General features: G+C 60.2%; 22 protein-coding genes and 1 pseudogene. 9 read left to right on the plus strand and 14 right to left on the minus strand.

Annotated features, from left to right (window positions below; all coding sequences use genetic code 11):
- Positions 1–82 precede the first annotated feature (82 nt).
- Positions 83–2,146 (minus strand): transketolase, encoded by a 2,064-nt coding sequence (tkt, locus tag WH299_RS16565; protein WP_323625089.1) that lies wholly within the window; start codon positions 2,144–2,146, stop codon positions 83–85.
- Positions 2,147–2,321: 175 nt separating this feature from the next.
- Between tkt and WH299_RS16570 the strand changes: the two genes are divergently transcribed.
- The gene (locus tag WH299_RS16570) at positions 2,322–2,546 is read left to right on the plus strand and encodes a DUF465 domain-containing protein (protein WP_122728371.1); all 225 of its coding nucleotides are present in this window, start codon (positions 2,322–2,324) and stop codon (positions 2,544–2,546) included.
- A 155-nt stretch (positions 2,547–2,701) separates the two neighbouring features.
- Here the strand turns inward: WH299_RS16570 and hglS are convergent, their stop codons facing one another.
- Positions 2,702–4,078: a 2-oxoadipate dioxygenase/decarboxylase HglS gene (gene hglS, locus WH299_RS16575; RefSeq protein WP_339550804.1), complete on the minus strand. Its 1,377-nt coding sequence runs from the start codon at positions 4,076–4,078 to the stop codon at positions 2,702–2,704.
- Between the two features lie 289 nt (positions 4,079–4,367).
- Between hglS and WH299_RS16580 the strand changes: the two genes are divergently transcribed.
- Both WH299_RS16580 and WH299_RS16585 read left to right on the plus strand, forming a co-directional pair.
- Positions 4,368–5,777 carry an OprD family outer membrane porin gene (locus tag WH299_RS16580; RefSeq protein WP_339550805.1) on the plus strand — a complete coding sequence of 470 codons (1,410 nt, stop codon included), beginning with the start codon at positions 4,368–4,370 and terminating at the stop codon, positions 5,775–5,777.
- Between the two features lie 69 nt (positions 5,778–5,846).
- The gene (locus WH299_RS16585; RefSeq protein WP_339550806.1) at positions 5,847–8,483 is read left to right on the plus strand and encodes an MGH1-like glycoside hydrolase domain-containing protein; all 2,637 of its coding nucleotides are present in this window, start codon (positions 5,847–5,849) and stop codon (positions 8,481–8,483) included.
- A 129-nt stretch (positions 8,484–8,612) separates the two neighbouring features.
- Here WH299_RS16585 and WH299_RS16590 read toward each other — a convergent pair whose 3' ends face one another.
- Positions 8,613–8,975 (minus strand): NUDIX hydrolase, encoded by a 363-nt coding sequence (locus tag WH299_RS16590; protein ID WP_095016581.1) that lies wholly within the window; start codon positions 8,973–8,975, stop codon positions 8,613–8,615.
- Between the two features lie 127 nt (positions 8,976–9,102).
- Here WH299_RS16590 and WH299_RS16595 point away from each other — a divergent pair, with 127 nt between their 5' ends.
- Both WH299_RS16595 and WH299_RS16600 read left to right on the plus strand, forming a co-directional pair.
- Entirely contained in the window at positions 9,103–10,083 is a 981-nt protein-coding gene (locus WH299_RS16595) for a Gfo/Idh/MocA family protein (protein WP_339550807.1), read from the plus strand.
- 36 nt (positions 10,084–10,119) lie between these two features.
- Entirely contained in the window at positions 10,120–10,749 is a 630-nt protein-coding gene (locus WH299_RS16600; RefSeq protein ID WP_122728362.1) for a ribonuclease T2 family protein, read from the plus strand.
- Here the strand turns inward: WH299_RS16600 and WH299_RS16605 are convergent.
- The gene (locus WH299_RS16605) at positions 10,740–11,606 is read right to left on the minus strand and encodes an AraC family transcriptional regulator (RefSeq protein ID WP_123476910.1); all 867 of its coding nucleotides are present in this window, start codon (positions 11,604–11,606) and stop codon (positions 10,740–10,742) included. The two genes, WH299_RS16600 and WH299_RS16605, sit on opposite strands and share 10 nt — an antisense overlap.
- A gap of 108 nt (positions 11,607–11,714) precedes the next feature.
- On the opposite strand from WH299_RS16605, the gene WH299_RS16610 reads away from it, so the two are divergent.
- The gene (locus tag WH299_RS16610; protein WP_028616560.1) at positions 11,715–12,125 is read left to right on the plus strand and encodes a hypothetical protein; all 411 of its coding nucleotides are present in this window, start codon (positions 11,715–11,717) and stop codon (positions 12,123–12,125) included.
- A gap of 126 nt (positions 12,126–12,251) precedes the next feature.
- Here WH299_RS16610 and WH299_RS16615 read toward each other — a convergent pair whose 3' ends face one another.
- Entirely contained in the window at positions 12,252–12,599 is a 348-nt protein-coding gene (locus WH299_RS16615) for a hypothetical protein (protein ID WP_028616559.1), read from the minus strand.
- A 91-nt stretch (positions 12,600–12,690) separates the two neighbouring features.
- On the opposite strand from WH299_RS16615, the gene WH299_RS16620 reads away from it, so the two are divergent.
- Positions 12,691–13,035: a hypothetical protein gene (locus WH299_RS16620; RefSeq protein ID WP_025856147.1), complete on the plus strand. Its 345-nt coding sequence runs from the start codon at positions 12,691–12,693 to the stop codon at positions 13,033–13,035.
- 55 nt (positions 13,036–13,090) lie between these two features.
- Entirely contained in the window at positions 13,091–13,999 is a 909-nt protein-coding gene (gene glsB, locus WH299_RS16625) for a glutaminase B (RefSeq protein WP_123476817.1), read from the plus strand.
- Between the two features lie 42 nt (positions 14,000–14,041).
- Here the strand turns inward: glsB and WH299_RS16630 are convergent, their stop codons facing one another.
- From WH299_RS16630 to WH299_RS16655, 7 genes and pseudogenes are all read right to left on the minus strand, one after another.
- Positions 14,042–14,545, minus strand: a complete 504-nt coding sequence (locus WH299_RS16630; protein WP_123476819.1) for a signal peptidase II — start codon at positions 14,543–14,545, stop codon at positions 14,042–14,044.
- A gap of 72 nt (positions 14,546–14,617) precedes the next feature.
- Positions 14,618–14,698, minus strand: a pseudogene (locus WH299_RS29690) (DUF6124 family protein); the annotation flags it as partial.
- Positions 14,699–14,724: 26 nt separating this feature from the next.
- Positions 14,725–15,510, minus strand: a complete 786-nt coding sequence (gene mddA / locus WH299_RS16635; RefSeq protein ID WP_339550808.1) for a methanethiol S-methyltransferase — start codon at positions 15,508–15,510, stop codon at positions 14,725–14,727.
- Positions 15,511–15,637: 127 nt separating this feature from the next.
- Positions 15,638–16,906, minus strand: a complete 1,269-nt coding sequence (locus tag WH299_RS16640; RefSeq protein WP_339550810.1) for an NAD(P)/FAD-dependent oxidoreductase — start codon at positions 16,904–16,906, stop codon at positions 15,638–15,640.
- Entirely contained in the window at positions 16,903–17,655 is a 753-nt protein-coding gene (locus tag WH299_RS16645; RefSeq protein WP_028616552.1) for an amino acid ABC transporter ATP-binding protein, read from the minus strand. Before WH299_RS16645 ends, WH299_RS16640 begins: the two co-directional genes overlap by 4 nt.
- Positions 17,652–18,320, minus strand: a complete 669-nt coding sequence (locus WH299_RS16650) for an amino acid ABC transporter permease (RefSeq protein ID WP_034106261.1) — start codon at positions 18,318–18,320, stop codon at positions 17,652–17,654. Before WH299_RS16650 ends, WH299_RS16645 begins: the two co-directional genes overlap by 4 nt.
- Positions 18,317–19,099 carry an ABC transporter substrate-binding protein gene (locus WH299_RS16655; protein WP_122728346.1) on the minus strand — a complete coding sequence of 261 codons (783 nt, stop codon included), beginning with the start codon at positions 19,097–19,099 and terminating at the stop codon, positions 18,317–18,319. The genes WH299_RS16650 and WH299_RS16655 overlap by 4 nt, the downstream gene beginning before the upstream one ends.
- A gap of 215 nt (positions 19,100–19,314) precedes the next feature.
- Here WH299_RS16655 and WH299_RS16660 point away from each other — a divergent pair, with 215 nt between their 5' ends.
- On the plus strand, positions 19,315–20,094 hold the full coding sequence (locus WH299_RS16660) for an IclR family transcriptional regulator (protein WP_028616549.1): 780 nt from the start codon (positions 19,315–19,317) through the stop codon (positions 20,092–20,094).
- Between the two features lie 134 nt (positions 20,095–20,228).
- On the opposite strand, the gene WH299_RS16665 is transcribed toward WH299_RS16660, so the two are convergent.
- On the minus strand, positions 20,229–21,473 hold the full coding sequence (locus WH299_RS16665) for a saccharopine dehydrogenase family protein (protein ID WP_095016569.1): 1,245 nt from the start codon (positions 21,471–21,473) through the stop codon (positions 20,229–20,231).
- Positions 21,474–21,501: 28 nt separating this feature from the next.
- A complete protein-coding gene (locus WH299_RS16670; RefSeq protein WP_122728341.1) occupies positions 21,502–22,599 on the minus strand; it encodes a carboxynorspermidine decarboxylase in 1,098 nt (365 codons plus the stop codon).
- Between the last annotated feature and the right edge of the window lie 392 nt (positions 22,600–22,991).

Here is a 22,991-nt window from a genome sequence, read left to right on the forward strand (position 1 = left end):
TAAGCGGCCGTTACCCAAATAACGGATATGTACCCCACCCAAAAAAACTGCCCCCGCATTCGAGCGCAATCCTACTTTTAGCTCAACCCTGAATCAGTTGAACCTGCGATAAAGCCTGCTCCACCACATTCTCCACCGTAAACCCAAACTTCTCCTGCAACTTCGCCAGCGGCGCCGACGCACCGAAGCTGTTCATCACCACTTTGGCGCCGGTCTGCCCCACATACCGGTCCCAACCCAATGGCCCAGCCTGTTCCACCACGACTCGCGCTTTCAGCGCTGGCGGCAACACGCTGTCGCGATAGGCCTGGTCCTGGTCTTCAAACAATTCCCAGCTGGGCATCGAAACGACGCGCGCAGCGATCCCTTCGCCTTTCAACTGTTCATACGCCGCCACGGCCAGGCTGACCTCGCTGCCGGTCGCCAGCAGAATCACTTTGGGCTCTTCGGCACTCGCCAGTACATAGGCCCCTTTGGCTGCCCCGGACGCCGCCGCATATTTCGTACGATCCAACGTCGGCAACGGCTGGCGCGACAACACCACACAGCTTGGCCGATGGGTTTGCGCCAAGGCGACCTTCCACAGTTCCAGGGTTTCGTTGGCATCGCCGGGCCGCAGCGTCAGCAACCCCGGTGTGGCGCGCAGTTGCGTGAGGTGTTCGATCGGCTGGTGCGTCGGCCCGTCTTCACCGACGCCAATCGAGTCATGGGTGAACACAAACACCACCGGCAACTCCATGATCGCCGCCAGGCGGATCGGTGGTTTCATATAGTCGCTGAACACCAGGAAGGTCGAGGTGTACGGCCGCAGGTAGGACAACGCCATGCCATTGGCAATCGCGCCCATGGCGTGTTCACGGATGCCGAAGTGCAGGTTGCGCCCGCTGTAGTCGTCGGCACTGAAACGCCCGGCGCCGTCGAAGGTGAGGTTGGTCTTGGTCGACGGTGACAGGTCTGCCGAGCCGCCGAGCAACCAGGGGATTTGTTGGGCAAACGCATTCAGTACTTCGCCACCGGCTGCGCGGCTGGCCACGCCCTTGGTATCGCTGTCGAAGTGCGGCAGATTGTCTTGCCAATGCTCGGGCATTTCCCCTGCGCGCATGCGGCGCAACTCGTCAGCCAGTTCCGGCTCGTACTGCTTTAGCTGCGACAGGTGCTGACTCCAGGTTTCGTATAACGCATGGCTGCGTTCCAACAGGGCATCACGCAAGAGGGTGCGCGCGTCGTCCGGCACCAGAAAACTTGAGTCCTGCGGCCAGCCATAAGCGGCCTTGGTCAGACGAATCTCATCATCACCCAATGGCTCGCCGTGGGCGGCGGCGGTGTTGTGCTTGTGGGGCGAGCCGTAGCCGATCACGCTGTCGACCACGATTAGGGTCGGCGCTCCTGTGTTCGCCTTGAATGTCTCCAACGCTGTGCTCAGCGCCTGCAAGTCATTGGCGTCAGTCACGTGCAACGTGTGCCAGCCATAGGCCTGGAAGCGCTTGATCACGTCTTCGCTGAACGCCAACTCGGTGTGCCCTTCGATACTGATGGTGTTGTTGTCGTAGATCCAGCACAGGTTCGCAAGCTTCAAATGCCCGGCCATCGACGCGGCTTCGCTGCTGATGCCTTCCATCATGTCGCCGTCACCGCACAGGGTGTAGACGTTGTAGTCGAACAACACCTTGCCATCACGGTTGAAACGCTCGGCCAACCAGCGCTCGGCCATCGCCATGCCGACGCTGTTGGCGCAGCCCTGGCCGAGTGGCCCGGTGGTGGTTTCCACGCCAGTGGTCATGCGGTACTCGGGATGGCCCGGGGTTTTTGAATCGGCCTGTCGGAACTGCTTGATGTCGTCCAGGCTGATCGCCGGCTGGCCAGTGCGCTTGCCATGGGCGTCGATTTCCACCACACCCGCCAGGTGCAACAGCGAGTACAGCAACATCGACGCATGCCCCACCGACAACACAAAGCGGTCACGGTTGGGCCAGTCGGGATGCTCCGGGTGATAACGCAGGAAGCGACTCCACAGCGTGTAACCCACCGGCGCCAGGCCCATGGGCGTGCCCGGATGGCCAGAATTGGCCTTCTGCACGGCGTCCATGGCCAGGGTACGGATTGTGTTGATGCATTGGGTGTCGACAGCGGTGGCGGCATGAGTCATGAAACCGGTCTCCCTCGAATGGCTATCTAGAGTGGAGGGCAGGGCGCCGCAAAGGTTTGATGCAAACACCTGCGCCGCGACGAACGGGGCTGTATTGACCCCGGACATGACAAGACCCCTCGCAATGGTCTAGCTTCTAGGGCGTAAGCCATTGATCAACTTGCGGAGGTACGCCATGCCAGTGAAACACGACCTGTATCAGGACTTGGGGTTGAGCAAGGAAGTCGTTCACGAACGCAGGGCGAGCAACAAACGTCTGGACTCGCTGCTCACTCAATACGATGACGCTGACAAGGAGGTGCTGAAGGCAGAATCGGCAAGCGCCAGCGATGAGGATGTGGAGAAGCTGAAGAAGAAACGACTGTTGATCAAAGATGAGATTGTGGCGAAGTTGAGGTAAGCCACCGTCCGCGTTCCTACAGGCGCGGACACATTTGTTCAGAATTGTCTGAAGGACAGGGCGGCTTTCACTGCCTATGATGCCCTCCGCCCACCCGGCTCTGGGGACTGTTGCGGCGCAAGGATTGCGCTGGTGAGCCGGGTGGGCACTTCATTTCAGGCCAGCAGTGCCTGTGTGCACGCATCAATCGAGCGCTGCTGCGTCTCGCCATACAGTTTCAATTCATCAATCGTCCGACGGCCCAGCGCCTTTTCAAATTCGGCCTGGTTCGAGTTGGCTGCGTAGTGACTCTGCGCCGCATCCCCCAGGTTTGACTGGAAAATCCCCGCCGCACTCACCGGCAGAAAATCTTCATACACCAGAGGCTCCACATCGATGTGGCCCGCTGCGATCAATGCGTCCAGGGTTCGCGGTTGATCAGCCGAACCGCGCGCCGCCAGGCCCTGCTCGGTTGTGAAGTAGCGGTAGTAGGCCAGGCCCTGTTCACGCATCTGCGCGTGATCATCCGGGAAGGCCTGGAAGTGCCGTTCCATCAATTCGACATAACGCGTGGCGTTGCCCTCATTGGGGAAAGCGCCCAGTTCGTCGCGCGCGGCGTTCAGTAACTGGTCGTACAGCGCACGGCCTTTGGGCGTGAGCGCTACGCCGCGTTGTTCGATTTCACCAAAGCGTGCGCTGTGGCTGCCTTGGGCGTCGGTGAAGGCGATGGGTTCATCCAGGGCCTTGAAGCTGGTTTGGCGCAGCAGGATTGGGCAGTGGCGGCGGGGTGGGCCTTCGATCACGGCCTTGGGGGTGATGCCCTTGCCGGGCATGGCGGCCTGGACGTGGTCGATGTCCAGGGTGCGCGGGGTCAGGTGGTTGATGTGCGGGCCTTTGAAGGCGACCACGTCGGCGATCAGGCGGTGCTGGTCGCTCAGTTGCTGGTACTGCGCGCCGGTGACGGTGGCGGTGTGGTGCCAGCGGAAGGTTTCCAAGGCCTGGCGGACAAATTCATCGGCGTTCTCAGCGTCGAGGCCTCCCTCCTTTTCCGCCTGTTCGATCAGCGCCAGGGCGCCAGGGGTGAAGATCGAGCGCTTGGCCAGGGCGGTTTCGGCAAAGGCGCGCAGGTCGGGGTTTTCGATCAGTTCCAGGCGCAACAACGAGGTGAACACACGAAACGGGCTGGTTTGCAGCGCTTGTTCATGCACGGCGCGAAACGCGGTGGAGTGCACAGGCACGCCAGCCGGTGTCAGGTCGTAGTAGCCCACCGGTTGCATGCCCATCACTGCGAACAGGCGGCTGATGGTCGCCAGTTCCTCAGCCGTGCCCAAGCGGATCGCGCCGTGGCGTTCCATGTCCAGGCGCTGGATTTCGCCAGTGCGTTGCAGCTGCTGCGCCAGGTGCGGCTGGGTGTCGAGCACGTGGGTATTGATCTCGGCCACCAGCTCCATCAGCGCGCCATACAGGGGAACTTCATCTCGGTACATGTCGGACATGGCCTTGGAAAAGCCCTTGCGGATCTCGTCTGGGCTGACATGTGCGGTGCTAGGCATAGAAAAATTCCTGATGGCTATGACGATAGAGGTGGCCTGTGCCTGGATTTTGTTGAGCGCAAGGCGCGCTTGCAAACGAAGAATCCTCAGGACTTCATTCTGCAAATGAATGAGATGACGTGAATATGACAAAAACCAGCCCCTGAGAAATTTCATTTAATGGCGGTTTTCCTAACTAATTCTTCACGGAGTCCGCCCCGGTCGGCATGAAAGAATCGTCACGTTTGCAAGGATGAAAACGCCGTTATGCACACCAGACACATAAAAAAATGTTTAGGGGCTGTCGTTAATGAAAATTTCTACACTGGCGTTGTCGATCACCGCCGCCGTTCTTGCACAACAGGCATTCGCTGATGATTTCGGGCTCGGTTCGCTGGGCACGGGCAACGGTCACAGCGGTTTCCTTGAAGACAGTCACGCGGCCATCAGCTCGCGGACCATGTACTACAGCGCGGATAACCGCTCGGGGACCAACAACGACCTGCGCGAAACCGCAACCGCGCTGCGTTTTGACTACAAATCCGGCTTCACCCAAGGCACCGTCGGCCTGGGGTTTGACGTCATGGCCTTCGGCGCGCTGCGTCTGGACGGTGGCGATGGCCACACGGCGGGCGCGGGCCTGTCGGGCAACGGCAACAGTTTCTTTCCGACCAAGAACAACGGCACTGAACCTGCCGATTCTTTCGGTCGCGCGGCGGGCAACGTGAAGTTCCGCATTTCCCAGACCGAGTTGCATGTGGGTGGTGGCTTGGCGCCGGTGTTGCCGATCCTGGTGTCCAACGACAGCCGCGTGGCGCCGCAGACCTTTGACGGCGGCATCCTGACCTCCAACGACATCCCCAACGTCACCTTCACCGGCGGTGAACTGAACCGCGCTGAAGGCCGTGCCTCCAGCAACTCTACGGGCTTGAGCGTGGCCGGTGGGACTCGCGACAGTGACAGCTTCAAGTTCGGTGGGGTGGACTACAAGCCGTTTGGCTCTTCCGACAACGTCATCGCGAAAAACCTGACGTTGCAGTACTACTATGCCCAGTTGCAGGACTTCTACAAACAGAACTACTTCGGCTTGGTCCACGTATTGCCGCTGGGCAATGACCAGTCGTTCAAGACCGACCTGCGCTACTTCGACAGCAGCAGCGACGGCAAGAACGGCGAGAGCGGCTACCAGTTCAACAACAACGGCGGCTACGCCAAGCACGCCAACGAAGTGGACAACAAAACCTACAGTGCGGCCTTCACCTACCAGTTGGGCGGCAGCAGCTTGATGCTCGGCCACATTGGCGTGGGTGACGACGGCGGCTTTGTGTGGGTGAACCAGGGCAGCCTGGCCGATCCGCACGCACAAGGCGCTGGCGGCAGTGACTTCTACCTGTTCACCGACGCCGTGGTCGGCCAGTTCTCCCGCGCGGGCGAGCAGGTCAACTTTGGTCAGTACTCGTATGACTTCAAGGCCTACGTGCCGGGTCTGAAGGCGTCCGTGGCTTACCTGGATGGCCGGGACATCAAGTCGAAGGTAGCCGGTGGCCCTGACCAGACAGAAAACGAAGCCGACTTCCGACTGGACTACGTTGTGCAGGCCGGTCCTCTGAAAGGTTTTGGTACGACTTTCCGTACCGGCACCTATCACGGCAAGAACACCGGCACCGCCGACCAGGACCAGACCCGCCTGATCTTCAACTACACCTACGCGATCTTCTAAGTCTTCATGTGCACCCGGGCGTCATTGGGCTCTACACTGCCTCTCACCTGGTAGGCGATGGACGACCCGATGACGGCCACACCCGACAACCGAATACTTGCAACCCTCGAAGGCCAACGCCTGGCGCAGCCGGATGCCGAGCGCTGGCGCGAGTGGGGCCCTTATTTAAGTGAACGCCAATGGGGCACAGTGCGCGAAGACTACAGCGCCGATGGTGACGCCTGGACCTACTTCCCCCATGAACACGCACGCAGCCGCGCCTATCGCTGGGGCGAGGATGGTTTAGCCGGTTTCAGCGACAAGTCCCAACGCTGGTGCTTGGGCCTGGCCCTGTGGAACGAACGTGACGCGATCCTCAAGGAGCGCCTGTTTGGCCTCAACAACGCCGAAGGCAACCACGGTGAAGACGTCAAGGAATTGTACTTTTTCGTCGACGGCGTACCGAGCCATGCCTACATGCGCATGCTCTACAAATACCCCCACGCCGCCTTTCCCTACGCCGACCTGATCAGCGAAAACGCCCGGCGTGGCCTGGCAGATGCCGAGTACGAGATCCTCGATACCGGCGTGTTCGAAGACAACCGCTACTGCGATGTCAGCGTCGAATATGCCAAGCATCAGCCTGACGACATTTTCATGCGCGTCACCCTGCACAATCGTTCGGACCAGCCAACGCGTTTGCAGGTGTTGCCCCAGCTGTGGGCGCGCAATGACTGGAGCTGGACCTTCGACGCGCCCAAGCCACAGTTGACGCGGGACGGGGAGCAGGTGCTGGCGCGTCATCATGAGTTGGCGGATCGCCATCTCAGTGCCTGGGGCCAGGACGGCATGGAATGGTTGTTCTGCGAGAACGAAACCAATGTCCCCCGGTTGGATGGGCAGGCGGCACCGGGGCCGTTCAAGGATGGGATCAATGATTACGTGGTCGGCGGTGAGCAATCGGCGGTTCGCCGTGACTGCGGCACCAAAGTCGCCGGACGCTTCATCCTCGATCTGGCAGGCCTGGAAAGCAAAACCCTCTATTTGCGTTTTGCCCCGGTCGACGCACCGCCTGTCAACGCCCGCAAGCTGTTCGAACAACGCCGCCAGGAGGCCGATGACTTCTACGCCGCCTTGCAACACGGCATTGCCAATGAGGACGCGCGTAATGTGCAGCGTCAGGCCCTGGCCGGGCTGCTGTGGTCCAAGCAGCTCTACTATTTCGACGTGAACCAATGGCTCGACGGCGACCCGGCACAACCTGCGCCGCCGCCCGAGCGCCTGCATATCCGCAATACCCATTGGCGGCACCTGTCGAATTTCGACATCCTTTCCATGCCCGACACCTGGGAGTACCCGTGGTACGCCTCGTGGGACCAAGGCTTCCAGGCAGTGGCCATTGCGCTGATCGATCCGGGCTATGCCAAGCAGCAACTGTTGCTGCTGGTGAAAGACCGCTTCATGCACCCCAACGGCCAGTTGCCGGCTTACGAATGGCGCTTCGACGACGCCAACCCGCCGGTGCATGCCTGGGCCAGTTGGCGGGTCTACCAGCAGGACAAGGCGCTGACTGGCGTAGGCGATATGGATTTCCTGGAGCGGATATTCCACAAGCTGCTGCTGAATTTCTCTTGGTGGGTCAATCGTAAGGACGCCGAAGGGCGCAATCTGTTCCAAGGCGGCTTCCTCGGACTGGACAATATCGCCTTGTTCGACCGCTCGGCCGCGTTGCCACCGGGTTACCAGCTGGATCAGGCCGACGGTACGGCGTGGGTCGCGGCCTATGCGCTGGACTTGATGCGCATCGCGCTGGAGCTGGCCAAGCGCAACGGCGTGTATGTCGACATCGCCGTAAAGTTCTTCGAGCATTTCCTGTATATCGCCGGCGCCATCAACCGCGTCGATGACAGTGCGGAAGGCCTGTGGGACGAGCAGGACCTGTTCTTCTACGATGTACTGCATCGCCCCGATGGCCAGAACGAACCGGTGCGCCTGCGTTCGATCGTCGGGCTGATGCCGCTGTTTGCCGTGCTGGTGCTGGAGCAGCGCGAGCATGAAGGCCTGGAAGGGTTGCGCGAGCGTTTGCTGGGCTTCATGAAGCACCGGCCCGACCTGGCCAAACTGGTCTCGCGCTGGAACGAGCCGGGGCAGGGCAATCGCCTTTTGCTGGCGCTTCTGCGCGGCGAACGCACCAAGGACCTGTTGCGGCGCATGTTGGATGACGAAGAGTTTTTGTCGGCCTTTGGCGTGCGCTCCCTGTCCAAGGCGTTTGCCGAACAACCGCTGGCGTTGAAAATGAACGGCAATACCCTGAGTGCGAGTTACCAGCCCGGCGAATCCGACTCGCGGCTGTATGGCGGCAACTCCAACTGGCGCGGGCCGTTGTGGATGCCGGTGAACTACATGCTGATCGAATCGTTGCGGGAGTTTCACCGCTACTACGCGGACAACTTCTCGGTGGAGTATCCGACGGGCAGTGGTTACCTGTCCTCCTTGGAGGAAGTGGCTGACAGCCTCAGTCAGCGGCTGACCCGGTTGTTTCTTCGCGATGAAAATGGCCTGCGGCCGTCGATGGCGGGGTATGCGCAGTTGGAGGCGGACCCGGAGAGTCGATATCTGGTGTTGTTTCATGAGTATTTTCATGGGGACACCGGGCGCGGGTTGGGCGCGTCCCATCAGACCGGGTGGAGTGCGCTGGTGGCGTTGTTACTGCACTCAGGTGCTTAAGCCTCTTTGTAGTAAGGGAGCTTGTTGTGGCAAGCAGTCGCTGCCGCGTTCGTCAGGTCCTTTGTCGAACGGCAGAAAGAGAATGGCGGGGTGAAGCGAGGTCTGTTGGCCAGTGGCCAAAGCGCTGAACTACAGGCGACGTAGAAAGGATTTAACGATGTGTCGGGTGGCGTCGGTGGTGTCCAGATCATCCATGGCGCCATAGGGGTGCCACTGGCAGTCGATTATTTCATTGCAAGGTTTTGCATCGGCGATGTTCACCACCGACGCTTCGAACACGTGATGGACAGTGTCGCGGGCTTTCAACTCCTGCAAGTACAACAAGCCGTCCACATTCAATCCGGTTTCTTCTTCCAGCTCGCGCTCAGCCGCGCCAACCGGTCGCTCATTGCGTTCGACCTTGCCGCCCGGCAACGCCCATTTCGATCTGGCCTTGCGCACGAAGAGGATATGCCCCTCGTGTTCGCAAATGACCGTGGCCCGTATTTTCATCGTCTGTGCCCCCGCAGCGGGATGAGTGTCATAAAAGTGTAATGCAATTGTCATGCTAAGTGGTTATGGCGCTGACGTGTGGGGTTGTGGATACTGCCCGATTGATCAAAACGCATGAGGAGAGCAGATGAGCACCGTACGCTGGGGCATGATCGGCTGTGGCAGTGTCACTGAATTGAAGAGTGGACCCGCTTTCTACAAAGCGCCAGGTTCTGCGCTGGTGGCCGTGATGGGGCGTCGTGAAGAAGCGGTGCGCGATTATGCGACACGCCACGGCATTGCCCGCTTCTACACCGACGCTCAGGCCCTGATCAATGATCCCGAAGTGGATGCGGTGTATATCGCTACGCCACCCGACAGCCACCTCGAGTACAGCCTGATGGTGGCCGCCGCGGGCAAGCATTGCTGTGTCGAAAAGCCAATGGCGTTGAATGCCGAGCAAAGCGCATTGATGCAGCGCACCTTCGAGCGTGCCGGCCTGCATCTGTTTGTCTCGTATTACCGCCGCTCGCTGCCGCGTTTCCAGCAGGTGCGTCAGTGGCTGCAGGACGGGCGCATCGGCCAACTGCGCCACCTGACCTGGACCCTGTGCAAGCCACCAGGCGCCGACGATGCCAGTGCCGCCAATTGGCGCACCGACCCGCTCATCGCCGGTGGTGGTTACTTTGCCGACTTGGCCAGCCACGGGTTTGACCTGTTCCAGTACCTGGCCGGGGATATCGTCGAGGTCTCGGGGTTTACCGCACGACAGGCCGGGCGCTACGCCGCCGAGGATGCGGTGACTGCCTGCTGGACGTTCGCGTCCGGCGCGCTGGGCATGGGCTGCTGGAACTTTGTCGCCGACCGCCGCGAAGACAAGGTCGAGCTGATCGGCAGCAAGGGGCGTATTACCTTTGCCGTATTCGAAGACCAGCCGCTGCGCCTTGAAGGCGAGGTGGACGAAGTGCTGGAGGTGCCTTGCCACGCGCATATCCAGTGGCATCACGTGCTGGCCATGAATGCCCATGTTCGCGGGGAAGCCGAACACCCTTCCCAAGCGATCGAGGCGTTGAAGACCGATCGGATCCTCGACAAGGTGCTACAACGTAACCCCCATCATCCTGGATAGCTGCGATAGGGTTCTGTTTTTTCGAGGAATAGACGGATGAAGTACTGGATGATGGTGTGGCTGGTCATAGCCACCAGTGCAATGGCTGCGCCACGTGAGCAACGCCCGGCAGGGGATTTTGATTTTTATGTGTTGTCTCTGTCGTGGTCGCCCACGTTCTGCTTGACGCACCCGAACAACGAGCAATGCACAGGTAAAGGCTACGGCTTTGTATTGCACGGGTTATGGCCGCAGTACGCCCGTGGCGGGTGGCCGGCGTCGTGCGACCCGCAATCGCGGTTGTCGGCCGACGACATGGCCAAGGGCGCGCTGATGTTTCCCACACAGGCATTGCTCAAGCATGAGTGGGCCAAACACGGCACGTGCAGCGGCTTGGGGCCCACGCGTTACCTGGAAGCAACCGACGCAGCGCTGGCCACGGTGCAGATTCCGCAGCAACTGCAGCCGTTCAATGTGCCCAATTACCTTGCGGCACAGGACATCGAACGGCTGTTCCGCCAGAGCAACCCAGCCATGGGCGATCACAGTGTGGCGGTGATCTGCAAGGGCAAGGTGCTGTCCGAAGTGCGGGTGTGCTTGAGTAAGGAGCTGCGCTTTGCCGGCTGCCCCAAAAGTGTGAAGACCCAGTGTCGCGGCGGTGATATTCGCATTCCGGTTCAGCGCTGATCTGGCGTCTGTAGCGCGTGCAAGGCAATGGTCGCGGCGGCGTTGGCCTTTGACGCTCCGGCGCGATCGGCCAGGTAACGTGCTGGCGGCTGGCCCACCGCCTTGCGGAACATGGTGATGAAGCCGCTGGCGTTCTCATAGCCCAGGTCCAGGGCGACCCGCTGCACACTGTCGCCCCTGGCCAGGCGTTGCAGTGACAGGATCACATGCAACTGCCGGCGCCAACGCCCGAAACTCAGGCCAAATTCTTCCAGCAACAGGCGGGTCATGCTGCGCTCGCTCATGCCGATGCGCACGGCCCACTGGCCGAGGGTGGCCTTGTCGCTGGGGGCGGCCAGCAGGCTGTCGGCCAGGCGCCGCAAGCGCGGGTCCTGAGGCATTGGCAGGTGCAGGTCCTCAATGGGCGCCTGGGCCAGTTCGTCCAGCAGCGTGCGGATCAGGCGGCCCTGCGCGCCGTCCTCTTCGTACAACGGCGGGAAGCTTACGGCCTTGCTGATCAGTTCATGCAACAGGCCGGACACCGACAGCGTGCAGCATTGCGGGGGCAGGGCGCCGGCGGCGTCCGGGTCGATCAACAGGCAATACACTTGCGCTTCGCCGGAGCCGCGTGCGGCGTGGGACATGCCGCCGGGAATCCACAGCGCGCACTGGGGCGGCACGATCCAGATGCCGGCCTCGATCTGACAATGAATCACCCCGCGCAGGGTGTACATCAACTGGCCCTTGCGATGGGAATGCGGGGCATGCTCCCAGCTCTCGGACGTGCTGGTGGCACTCACGGCGATCACGGCACGCGGGAGCTGGTCGGCGTCCTTTACTCTGGAGGGGTCACGTTGATCGAGACGGTGGCGTTGCATGGCGGCTTCACGCTTGGCTGAATTGCGAAACATTCTGGCTATTCTGTGCAATGCCGTCTACTGGGGAGGTCGATATAGTGAGATCAATTCTCAACAAGGAGATTTGCCATGCGACTCGACAGCTCAACATTCCCAGTGGTGAAAATCGTCTTCGACGCGCCCAACGAGGGCGGGCCGGAGGATGCCTTCCTGGTCTTCGAAAGCCTGCTGGCCCGTCAGCAACCCTTCCTGTTGCTACACGAGAAGTCCGTGGATGAGAACAACCACGAACACTCTCATGAGGAGCGCAAGCAAGCGTCAATCTGGATGAAGAAAAACAAGCAGGCGTTGCGTACCTACGTCAAAGGCATGATCCAGGTCGAGCCCAGCCCCGCACAACGCCTGGCACTCAAGCCGTTTGCCGTGATGTTCGGCAAGGCCTGGGGCTACCCGCTGCTGGTGGTGGAGTCCAAGGATCGCGCCTGGGCGCTGGCGCGGGATGTGCTGGACGAGCAGGTGTCGGACGTGGCGCATTTCTAAGCAGCGCTACAGACCTCTTGTGGGAGCTGGCTTGCCTGCGATGGCGGTGTATCAGGTAGCGTTGTATTAACTGAGAGTCCGCCATCGCAGGCAAGCCAGCTCCCACAGTTCGATCGGTGGCGAGACTCAATCCACGCAAATCGCTCGGCCGAGCTTGCCTTTTTCCACCGTCGCCGAGCAGCCGAAGTGGCTGTTATCTACCTGGCACGCGCCTGTCACCGGGCCATTGCCAGTTTGGGTGGTGACACTGGTCTGGCACTCGCCATCACACTGACTAGAGTCGGTACACGCCTTGCCTGCATCCTTGTACGGCGTGATGCACTTCCAGCTCTGCAACTTGCCGACTTGCTTCATGGTGCCGCCGCCGGCCAGGCACGTCGACGCAGCGGAGTCTTGGGCGGGTGGCGTGGTGGGCGCGGTCGTGGTGCAAGCCGATACCAACAGCAGGGCGGCCAGGCCGATCATCAATTTCATGCAAAAAGTCCTCGTGGAATAAGCGCAACGGTGCAGTGTACGGGCATTTGGACTACTTTGATTGTCGAGCGATCCCTATCCGGTACCTGCCATGCGCACGTTATGGAAACGCTATATGGCGTTGTTGGAAAACGATCTGAGCACGCAGATCTTCGACAACGTGAAAAACCTGCTGGTGTGTGCACTGTTGTTTGCAGCGGGGACCAATACGTTGCTAGGGCAGCGTGACTTGTTTATCGGGGTGTTCGCCTCCAGCGTGGCTGGCTGGGGCCTGATCATCCTGTCGACGCTGCTCATGCTCCTGAATATCAGCGACGGTATTCGCCGGCTCGCCAAGCTGCGCTATCACCTGGCGCTACAGGTATTGTTGATCCTGGTGTACCTGGTGATCGCCGAACGGGTGGTCGAGATTGTGTGGGGCTTTCGGGCGCATTGAAGTATCCTCCGCGACCCGTTTACCAGCGATTCAAACCCAGATGACAGGACAAGACATGCAGGCGATGCTCTCGTCGATCCTCGACGAAGTGCGCCCCCTGATCGGCCTCGGCAAAGTTGCCGACTACATCCCCGCACTGGCCGATGTGTCGGCCAACCAACTGGGGATCGCCGTGTACGGCAACGATGGCGCGGCCTACTGCGCCGGTGACGCCGACACGCTGTTCTCGGTGCAGAGCATTTCCAAGGTGTTCAGCCTGGTGCAGGCCATCGACCACGGCGGCGAAACCATCTGGGAACGCCTGGGGCATGAGCCTTCCGGGCAGCCGTTCAACTCCATGGTGCAGCTTGAATTTGAACGCGGCCGCCCGCGTAACCCGTTCATCAATGCCGGCGCGCTGGTGATCTGCGACATCAACCAATCGCGCTTCGCCGTGCCGATCTTGTCGATGCGCGATTTCGTCCGGCGCCTGTCCGGCAACCCGCAGATCCTGGTCAACAGCATCGTCGCGGAATCCGAGGCGCAACACGGTGCGCGCAACGCGGCCATGGCGTATCTGATGAAGTCGTTCGGTAACTTCCACAACGATGTGGATGCGGTGTTGCATAGTTACTTCAACTACTGCGCGTTGCAGATGAGCTGCCTGGATCTGGCGCGGGCGTTCAGCTTCCTGGCCAACGAAGGCGTGAGCGCTCACAGCGGCGAGCAGATCCTCACCGCGCGCCAGACCAAACAAGTCAACTCGATCATGGCCACCAGCGGGCTGTATGACGAGGCGGGCAATTTTGCCTATCGCGTCGGATTGCCCGGCAAGAGCGGGGTAGGGGGCGGGATCGTCGCGGTGGTGCCGGGGCAGTTTACGGTGTGCGTGTGGTCGCCAGAGTTGAACGCGGCGGGGAACTCGCTGGCGGGAATGAAAGCGTTGGAGTTGTTGAGTGAGCGGATTGGGTGGTCGGTGTTTTGAGAGCGGGGAATTTGTGGCAGTTGCCCTGAATTCCCCAGGTCATCAGGCTTTGCGTGGTTTTACGAACAGATCGAGCATCAAAAACAAGGCGCCGGCCGTAATAGCGATATCAGCAATATTGAACACGCCGGTATGTGTCGGCCCTACATTCAACACCATGTAATCGACGACATGCCCGTCACGAAAGACGCGGTCGATCAGGTTGGCGATACCGCCCAACGCAATTGCGTACAGCGGCAAGACTTTACGCAGCGGTTGGTTCCAATTGGAGAGCGACCACCCCATCGCCCAAGCCACCACGACCGCCACACCCAAGATAAAGATCAGCTGTTTGACCTGCGCCGGTAGTGCAGCGCCCAGGCTGAGGAAGGCGCCTGGGTTCAGGCTCAGTTCCAGCGCGAGGTTGATTGGGCTGGCGCCGAATTTGAAGCTGTTGGCCTGCAGTGAAACCAAGGCCAGTAGTTTGACGAGTTGGTCTATGGCAATGAAGGCGATGCCTGCGAAGAGGGCAAAGGTGCGGCTTCGCAGTAGGGACGACGTGCTCAAGCGGTCACTTCCTGTTCCGGGTCGATCGATAAGGCGTCCGAAGATAGCTCAGGCGCCTTATGTCGTCTACGTTCAGGCGGTTGGATGAGCGTCATCCAATGCCTTGTTCACTAAAAGTTGCACACCTTCCAGCAGACGGCAGATGCCCAGCGCCCTCGCCACAGGGGGCTCAGGGGCAATTAAGTGTCTGTGTTCCGCCCCTTGGACCGTCTCTTCGGCACCGGCAAAATCATGCTGGTCTCTCCCTGATACTGCCGATATCTATCACCAAACAACACCACCAGGTCCCTCTCTTCAAAGTAAGCACCGATAAAGAGATAGACCGTCAGGCCCGTCGAGAACAGTAAATGCCCGACCGTCATGTCATTCGTAGCCCAGAAGGCAATCAGGAACCCCAGGTACAGCGGGTGACGAACGAGCTTGTACAACAGTGGGGTCCTGAACACGGGCGCGTGTTGCGTTGTGTCGCGCCAGCGGTCAATTGCTTGCTTGAGTCCGAACAGTTCGAAATGGCTGATCAACAGCGTCGCCAGTAAGACAATGGCCCATCCCATCCAGAACAGCCCCGTTATCAAGACACTGGCCCAAGGTGTTTCGACACGCCATACCGGGAAGTTGATGGGGTACCACAGCCAGAACATCACCCCCAGTACCAGACTGCTGAGCAACACATAGGTGGAACGTTCAGCCACCGTCGGAATGAGTGCGGTCAGCCGGCTCTTGAAGCTTTTACGCGCCATCAGACTGTGCTGGAGGCCAAACAGGATAACCAGCAAGCCATCGACTAATGCTGCCAGTGGCCAGTCGATGAGTGGCCCATCGTTGATGTTCTTGGGCACCGCGATGCTACCCACGAAGCCAATCAGGTAAAGGAATGTGATCAGGAAAACCAAGTAGCAACCGAGGCTGTACACCAGCCCGACCACGCGTACCGGCAGGTTGTAGGCGTTTTTTTGCGGGTTCATGGACGATTCCTTTCGCGCATGGTGAACGGGGGGCCAGTCGAGAAATGAGCTCGACTGGCTCAGACTAGCGGAGTGTGTGGGTTGGGTAACCTGTGAGTGTTGACAGTTCTTTAGAGTATTTGGCGATTCAACCGATGTTCAACCGGTCCAGCAGGCTGTACCAAGCCACCCCCGCCCCAATATAAAACCGCTGCAACCCATGCATCGGCAAGCGCTGCAACGCCGTCACCGGGTAGGCAAACTCTGCCTTGTCGTCACACAGCCGCCCCGCCAATTGCTGCCCAAGGCTGGTACACAACGCAATCCCACGGCCATTGCAACCCAGCGCCAGCGTGAGCCCCGGCGCCGGTTCGTGGACATGGGGCATGAAGTCGCGGGTGATTGCGATACGCCCAGCCCAACGGTATTCGAATTCCAATGGCCCCAACTGTGGAAACAGCAACGCCAACGAACGCTCCAGATGAGCAAAATCTGTGGGCGAAGTGGGGTCGTTGAACAGCCCGCGTCCGCCCATCAGCAAGCGCCCATGGCTGTCTTTGCGAAAGTACAGCAGCAGCCTTTGTGCGGTGGAAACGGTTTCCTGGCCCGGCAAAATGCTCTCGGCCACGTGCCCCGTCAAAGGCTTGGTGGCGACGATGAAACTGTTCGCAGCGAGGATGCTTTGCGCCATGCCGGGCCACAGGTTGCCGCTGTAGCCATTGGTCGCGAGTACCACTTGGTCGGCGGTCACCTGCGCCCCGGAGGCGGTCTGCAATTGCCAGCCGGACCCCTGACGCTGCAACCCCGTCACCGCACTCTGCCCATGAATCCTTGCACCCGCCGCCAACGCCGCACCGACCAACCCACGGGCATACGCCAACGGCTGAAGCGCCCCGGCCCGGCCGTCCAGCCAGCCACCGGCAAAGGCGTCACTGCCCATCCGCGAAGCCACCGCTGCTGCATCCAACCGCTGCACCGGCACACCCCGCCGGGCCCACTGATCTGCTCGCACGTGCAACCCGGCGACGCCTTTTTCGCTGTACGACACCTGCATCCAGCCCTTGCGTACCGGCGCGCAATCGATGCCGTGCTTTTCGATCAGCTTGAACACCAGGTCGGCCGAATTCGAAATAGTCGCGATCAATGGCTCTGCGCGCGCTGATCCGTACATTTGCACCAGTTGCTCCGGGTCATATTTGAGCGTCGGGTTGACCTGCCCACCGTTGCGCCCGGACGCACCCCAACCCGGTTCGTTAGCTTCCAGCACACACACGCTCACGCCACGCTCGGCCAAATGCAGCGCCGTCGACAAGCCTGTATAGCCGGCACCCACAATCGCCACATCCACCTTCACCGATTCACTCAACGCAGGCGTCGGCACCACCGAAGGCGCGGTCGCTGACCACAATGACTTCATGACAGGCTCCGCGTATCGCCAGTAGGGTGCAGCACCCGCCGTAGGAAGTCCTGGGTCCTCGGATGCTGCGGATTGCCCAGCACCTGTTCAGCTGCGCCGCTTTCGACGATGTAGCCGCCGTGCAGGAAGCACACGCGGTCGGCCACTTCCCGCGCAAAACCCATTTCGTGGGTGACCACGATCATGGTCATGCCTTCGTCGGCGAGGGTGCGCATCACCGCCAGCACATCGCCCACCAGTTCCGGGTCGAGGGCGGAGGTGGGTTCGTCGAACAGCATCGCCTCGGGTTTCATCGCCAGGGCGCGGGCGATGGCCACGCGTTGCTGCTGGCCACCGGAGAGTTGTTCCGGGTAAGCGTCGGCCTTGGCGCTCAGCCCGACTTTTTCCAGCAGCACCAAGGCTTCCTCACGGGCCTGTTGCGCAGGTTCGCCTTTGACGTACACCGGGCCTTCCATGACGTTTTCCAGCACGGTGCGGTGGGGGAACAGGTTGAAGCGCTGGAACACCATGCCCATGCGGCTGCGCAGGGCGTGCACGGTCTTACTGCCGCGCTGTACGGTTTCGCCGAACACATGGATGTGCCCGCCGTCATAAGCTTCCAGCGCATTGATGCAGCGCAGCAGCGTGGACTTGCCCGAGCCCGAGGGGCCGATCAGGCATACGACTTCGCCCTTGGCCACGTCCAGGTCGACGCCGTGCAACACGCGGTGGCTGCCGTAATGTTTTTGCAGTTGGCGTATCTCGATCATGCTTTTTTCCTCCGGCCCAGGTGCTGTTCCATGCGGCGCAGGCCATACACCAGCGGCAGGCTCATCAGCAGGTAAAGCAGGGCGACCAGGGTGTAGACGGTCATGTTCTGGAAGGTAGACGAGGCGATGAGTTGGCCTTGGCGGGTCATCTCGGCCACGGTGATGGTCGATACCAGGGACGAGTCCTTGAGCATCATTACCAGGGTGTTGCCGTAGGGCGGCAGTGCGATGCGGAATGCCTGCGGCAGGATCACCCGGCGCATCATCAGTGCCGAGCGCATGCCCAAGGCTTCGGCGGCCTCGCGCTGGCCCTGTTCCACGGCGATGATGCCGGTGCGGAAGTTCTCGGCCTGGTACGCCGAGTAAGCGATGCCCATGCCGATCACGCCTGCGTAGAACGCGGTGAGGTGCACGCCCATGTCCGGCAGCACAAAGTAGATATAGAACAGCTGCACAATGATCGGCAGGCCACGGATCACGTTGATGATGGTGCTGGCTGTCCACGACAGCGCGCGGATCGGCGACAGCTTGAGCAGCGCCAGCACCAGGCCGATGGCGCTGCTGAGCAGGAATGACAGCACAGTAATCTGGATCGTCACCCAGGCGCCTTGCAATAGGATCGGCAAAAAGTCCTGGGCGTTTTGCAGGAACTCTGCCGGGTTCATGGGCGCACCTGGGTATCAAGTCCCCACTTCTTGAGGATGCTGTCCAGGGTGCCGTCGGCCTTGATACTGGCGATGGCGGTGTTCAGGCGCTCCAGGGTCTGTGCATCGCCCTTGCGCACCACCAGGCACACTTCGCCGACGTTGGTGGGTGTGTAGTCCGGGGCGAGTTTCACGCCTTTGAACAGCTTCTGGCGGATCTGGTAGGCCACCACCGGCTGGTCGCCCACGGCGGCTTTGATGCGGCCCAGGGACAGGTCGCGGACCATCTCGCCGATGGAGTCGTAGGTGCGGATTTCCTTGAAGATGCCGAGCTTGTTCAGTTGGTCATAGAAGACCGTGCCGGCTTGCACGCCGACCACCTGATCCTTGAGTGGCATGAGGTCAGGGTAGGTGGCGTTGTCGTCGGCATTGATAATCAGGCCTTCACCGTAGGCATACACCGGGGCGCTGAAGTCGACGACCTTGGTGCGCTCTTCGGTCTTGAGCATGCCGGCGGAAATGAAGTCGAGCTTGCCGGACGTGAGCGACGGAATCAGCGCGGCGAAGTTGGTCTGCTCGATCTGGCTGGTGAACCCGCCAGCCTTGCCCACGGCCTCGGCCACATCGACCATCACGCCCTGGATACTGTTGCTCTTGATGTCGAGGAAGGTAAACGGCGAGCCACTGGCCGTTGCACCGACTTTGTACGAGGACGCACTGTCTGCGTGCGCGGCGCTGACACAAAAGGCGGCGCACAAACCGAAGGCAAGGCGGCGAAACAAGGGCGAAAGACTGTTCATCGGGTTACTCCAGAAGGAAAACGGATCGTCAGTACCGCGAGCGGTTATTGATGAAATCGCAAGCTCTGTGCCATTTCGATTGATAAAAATCGATAATAGCTACTAAAAAACGACAAAATGAACTAATCGTATCGATATGCGATTTTTGATGGTCTATTTTTGTCATTTAAGGTAGAAATATCGCCACGCCTGATCGACCTGACCGCGAGTCCGCCATGTCCGAAGAACGCAACAGTCTGCACAACCAATCCCTTGAAAAAGGCCTGTCGGTGCTCAAGGCATTCAGCGCGCAGCGCCGCAGCATGAGCCTTGCAGAGGTGGCCGAAGCCGCCGGCATGACCAAAAGCTCGGCCCAGCGCATGGTGTTTACCCTGGAAAGCCTGGGTTACCTTCGGAAACACTCCCGCACACGGCATTACCAACTCACACCCCGGGTGCTGGAGTTGGGTTTCAGTTACCTGGATGCGCATTCGTTGATCGAGGTGGCCAACCCGTTTCTGTCGGAGCTGACGCGGTTGACCGGCGAGACGTCATGCCTCACCGAGCCTGCGGGCTACGACATGACCTATATCGCGCGTTTCGTCAGCTCAGGGTTTGTGCCGGTGCACATGCCGATCGGTTCGCGGGTGCCGATGTATTGCACGGCGTCGGGAAGGGCGTATTTGAGCGCGTTGCCGCAGGAGGAGGCGTTGGTGTTGATTGAAAACAGCCAGCGCATTGCGCACACCAGCCAGACGTTGACTGACGTCGGGCAGATTCTGGAATCGTTGCAACAGGTGCGCGAGCAGGGCTACGCGGTGAATGGCCAGGAGCTGTTCCTGGGCGATATGACCATCGGTGCGCCAGTGCTGGGCGCCAATGGCCGCCCGGTGGCGGCGGTGCATGTGGTGGCGCCGACCAGTCGGTGGAGCAGGGCGGATGCCGAGCGGCAGCTGGCGCCGGCGTTGTTGCAATGTTCGCGAGCGCTGAGTAACTCGGCGCGGAACTTGGAATAACAGACCCCCTAAAACTAAATGTGGGAGGGGGCTTGCCCCCGATTGCAGTGTGTCAGTCAATACAGCTGTGACTGATCTACCGCTATCGGGGGCAAGCCCCCTCCCACAGTTTTGTTCGGTCAGCTATCGCCTATTCAGGCAATCGCATCCCAAGCCCGATCACCCTTCTCGTCTTTAATTCGAGTCGGCAACCCCATCACGTCCAGCGCCTTCAGGAACGGCTCGGCCGGCAGTTCCTCGACGTTGGCCATGTGCTTTACATCCCACTCGCCACGGGCAACCAGCAGCGCAGCGGCCACTGGTGGCACGCCTGCGGTGTAGGAGATGCCCTGGCTGTCAGTCTCGGCAAAGGCTTCTTCATGGCAGGCCACGTTGTAGATGAACATCTCGTGGGGCTGGCCATTTTTGGTGCCTTTGACCAGGTCACCGATGCAGGTCTTGCCGGTGTAGCCAGGGGCGAGCGAAGACGGGTCGGGCAGCACGGCCTTGACCAGTTTCAACGGCACGACTTCCAGGCCTTCGGCGGTGGTGACCGGCTTTTCGGAGAGCAGGCCGAGGTTTTTCAGCACCGTGAACACGTTGATGTAGTGCTCGCCGAAGCTCATCCAGAAACGCACGTTGGGCACGTCGAGGTTTTTCGACAGTGAGTGCACTTCATCGTGACCGGTGAGGTAGAGGTTCTGCGAACCGACGACCGGCAGGTCATCAGTGCGTTTGACTTCGAACATGGTGTTGCTGGTCCACTGGCTGTTCTGCCAGCTCCACACCTGTCCGGTGAACTCGCGGAAGTTGATTTCCGGGTCGAAGTTGGTGGCGAAGTATTTGCCATGGGAGCCGGCATTGACGTCGAGAATATCGATCGAATCAATGCGGTCGAAATGCTGTTGCTGCGCCAGCGCGGCATACGCGTTGACGACACCCGGGTCGAAGCCCACGCCAAGGATGGCGGTGATGTTCTTCTGTTTGCACTCTTCCAGGTGGTTCCATTCGTAGTTGCCGTACCACGGCGGGGTCTCGCAGACCTTGCCCGGCTCTTCGTGGATGGCGGTGTCGAGGTACGCGACGCCCGTGTCGATGCAGGCGCGCAGCACCGACATGTTGAGGAACGCGGAACCCACGTTGATAACGATCTGCGATTCGGTCTCGCGGATCAGGGCCTTGGTCGCTTCCACGTCCAGGGCGTTCAGCGCGAAGGCTTGGATGTCGGCCGGAACCTTGAGGCTACCCTTGGCCTTGACGCTGTCGATGATGGCCTGGCATTTGGAGATGTTGCGCGACGCGATAGCAATACGACCGAGTTCGTCGTTGTGCTGCGCGCACTTGTGGGCCACCACCTTGGCGACACCTCCTGCACCAATGATAAGAACGTTCTTTTTCAATTGCTTTATCTCTCCTTTATCCGCCAGCTTACGAAAGGCTGGACAGGTAGTCGTCGTAACCAAATTCACGAACCATCTCGACTGTACCGTCGAGTTGTTTCACTACGATGGACGGCATTTTCAGGCCGTTGAACCAGTTTTTCTTGACCATGGTGTAGCCTGCGGTGTCGATGAACGACAGCCGATCGCCGATGGCCAGCGGACGATCAAATTGATACTCGCCGAAGATGTCCCCGGCCAGGCAGGATTTGCCGCACACCATGAAGGTGTGTTCACCGTCGCTTGGCGCCAGCTTGGCGTTGAGGCGATAGATCAGCAGGTCCAGCAGGTGGGCTTCGATGGAGCTGTCCACGACGGCGAGGTGCTTGCCGTTGTAGAGGGTGTCGAGCACGGTGACTTCCAGGGAGGCGCTGTTGGTGATCGCCGCTTCGCCGGGTTCCAGGTACACCTGCACGCCGTACTTTTCGGAGAACGCCTTCAGGCGCGCGCAGAACGCGTCAACCGCATAGTCTTCACCGGTGAAGTGGATGCCGCCGCCGAGGCTGACCCACTCGACCTTGTGCAGCAGCGCGCCGAAGCGTTCTTCGATGGTGCCGAGCATTTTGTCGAACAGGCTGAAATCGCCGTTCTCGCAGTTGTTGTGGAACATGAAGCCGGAGATCTGTTCGATCACGCCTTCGATCTTCACCGGGTCCCATTCGCCCAAACGGCTGAACGGACGCGCCGGGTCGGCCAGCAGGTAGTCGGAGCTGCTCACCTGTGGGTTGACGCGCAGGCCACGGGTCTTGCCCTCGGAACGTTCGGCAAAACGCTGCAGCTGGCTGATCGAGTTGAAGATGATCTTGTCGCAGTTATCCAGCATCTCTTCGATTTCATCGTCGGCCCAGGCCACGCTGTAGGCGTGTGCCTCGCCTTCGAACTTCTGGCGGCCGAGCTTGAGCTCATACAGCGACGACGAGGTGGTGCCGTCCATGTATTGCTGCATCAGGTCGAACACCGACCAGGTGGCAAAGCACTTTAGCGCCAGCAACGCCTTGGCGCCGGACTGCTCGCGCACGTAAGCAATCTTCTGCATGTTGACCAGAAGCTTCTGTTTATCGATGAGGTAGTACGGCGTTTTGATCATTTTTGAGAGCCTGCGGCGGTGCCTGCCAAAAAAGGACACGCATTGTGCCCGCACTTGGATCGAATCGAAAGGTTAGTGGGCGGATTTTGCTGCCCTTGGTTTACGAGCGTAGCGCTGGAGTGTGACTGTTCAGGGGCTGACACCGTTTTTTTGTAGTGAGCGGGCTTGCCCCGCGCTGGGGGGCGAAGCCGCCCTAAATCCAGGCACCACGATTTTTCTGGAGCTGCGCGACGTCCTTATTGGGGTGGCTTCGCCCCCCAGCGCGGGGCAAGCCCGCTCACCACAGGTGCATAGCAGCAGTCCTTGGATGACATCAAATCGTCATGTTCTCGGCACTGAACTGCCACATTCCCCCGTTACTGTCCTCGCCAATGAGATCGATCTCAAGCGAG

It is taken from the genome of Pseudomonas sp. MYb541 (genome assembly GCF_037479595.1).
GTDB lineage: Bacteria > Pseudomonadota > Gammaproteobacteria > Pseudomonadales > Pseudomonadaceae > Aquipseudomonas > Aquipseudomonas canadensis.

Excerpts from the sequence above, each read along its gene's own strand:
- WH299_RS16650 (WP_034106261.1), bottom strand. The coding sequence starts at position 18,320 with ATGAACCCGGCAGAGTTCCTGCAAAACGCCCAGGACTTTTTGCCGATC.
- WH299_RS16600 (WP_122728362.1), top strand. The coding sequence starts at position 10,120 with ATGAAGTACTGGATGATGGTGTGGCTGGTCATAGCCACCAGTGCAATG.
- WH299_RS16595 (WP_339550807.1), top strand. The coding sequence starts at position 9,103 with ATGAGCACCGTACGCTGGGGCATGATCGGCTGTGGCAGTGTCACTGAA.
- WH299_RS16610 (WP_028616560.1), top strand. The coding sequence starts at position 11,715 with ATGCGACTCGACAGCTCAACATTCCCAGTGGTGAAAATCGTCTTCGAC.
- glsB (WP_123476817.1), top strand. The coding sequence starts at position 13,091 with ATGCAGGCGATGCTCTCGTCGATCCTCGACGAAGTGCGCCCCCTGATC.
- tkt (WP_323625089.1), bottom strand. The coding sequence starts at position 2,146 with ATGACTCATGCCGCCACCGCTGTCGACACCCAATGCATCAACACAATC.
- WH299_RS16670 (WP_122728341.1), bottom strand. The coding sequence starts at position 22,599 with ATGATCAAAACGCCGTACTACCTCATCGATAAACAGAAGCTTCTGGTC.
- WH299_RS16660 (WP_028616549.1), top strand. The coding sequence starts at position 19,315 with ATGTCCGAAGAACGCAACAGTCTGCACAACCAATCCCTTGAAAAAGGC.
- WH299_RS16570 (WP_122728371.1), top strand. The coding sequence starts at position 2,322 with ATGCCAGTGAAACACGACCTGTATCAGGACTTGGGGTTGAGCAAGGAA.
- WH299_RS16605 (WP_123476910.1), bottom strand. The coding sequence starts at position 11,606 with ATGCAACGCCACCGTCTCGATCAACGTGACCCCTCCAGAGTAAAGGAC.
- WH299_RS16645 (WP_028616552.1), bottom strand. The coding sequence starts at position 17,655 with ATGATCGAGATACGCCAACTGCAAAAACATTACGGCAGCCACCGCGTG.
- WH299_RS16580 (WP_339550805.1), top strand. The coding sequence starts at position 4,368 with ATGAAAATTTCTACACTGGCGTTGTCGATCACCGCCGCCGTTCTTGCA.
- WH299_RS16590 (WP_095016581.1), bottom strand. The coding sequence starts at position 8,975 with ATGAAAATACGGGCCACGGTCATTTGCGAACACGAGGGGCATATCCTC.
- WH299_RS16640 (WP_339550810.1), bottom strand. The coding sequence starts at position 16,906 with ATGAAGTCATTGTGGTCAGCGACCGCGCCTTCGGTGGTGCCGACGCCT.
- WH299_RS16585 (WP_339550806.1), top strand. The coding sequence starts at position 5,847 with ATGACGGCCACACCCGACAACCGAATACTTGCAACCCTCGAAGGCCAA.
- hglS (WP_339550804.1), bottom strand. The coding sequence starts at position 4,078 with ATGCCTAGCACCGCACATGTCAGCCCAGACGAGATCCGCAAGGGCTTT.
- WH299_RS16655 (WP_122728346.1), bottom strand. The coding sequence starts at position 19,099 with ATGAACAGTCTTTCGCCCTTGTTTCGCCGCCTTGCCTTCGGTTTGTGC.
- mddA (WP_339550808.1), bottom strand. The coding sequence starts at position 15,510 with ATGAACCCGCAAAAAAACGCCTACAACCTGCCGGTACGCGTGGTCGGG.
- WH299_RS16620 (WP_025856147.1), top strand. The coding sequence starts at position 12,691 with ATGCGCACGTTATGGAAACGCTATATGGCGTTGTTGGAAAACGATCTG.
- WH299_RS16615 (WP_028616559.1), bottom strand. The coding sequence starts at position 12,599 with ATGAAATTGATGATCGGCCTGGCCGCCCTGCTGTTGGTATCGGCTTGC.